General features: G+C 62.7%; 1 protein-coding gene. It reads left to right on the forward strand.

Annotated elements, in window-relative coordinates:
• On the forward strand, positions 1 to 255 hold a 255-nt coding region (locus NFX52_RS30670), incomplete at both ends, for a type II TA system antitoxin MqsA family protein (protein ID WP_252636045.1).

A 255-nucleotide genomic window follows, 5' to 3' on the forward strand; every position in this document is an offset into this window, starting at 1 on the left:
TGATGGCGTTTCGCAAGCAGGTCGATGGCTTGCTGACGGGCGATGAAATTGCTGCACTGCGCAAGCAATACAAGCTCAAACAGGCCCAGGCAGCCCAGCTGTTTGGCGGCGGGCCCGTGGCGTTCAGCAAATACGAGAACGATGACGTGGCCCAGTCCGAGGCCATGGACACGCTGCTGCGCCTGGTGCGCCGCAGCCCCGAGGCGTTCTGGGCGCTGGTGGAAGAAAAGGGCCTGCAGGCTGATTTCACGCAGC

This window comes from Acidovorax facilis (assembly GCF_023913775.1).
In the GTDB taxonomy this organism is placed as follows: Bacteria; Pseudomonadota; Gammaproteobacteria; order Burkholderiales; family Burkholderiaceae_C; genus Acidovorax; species Acidovorax facilis.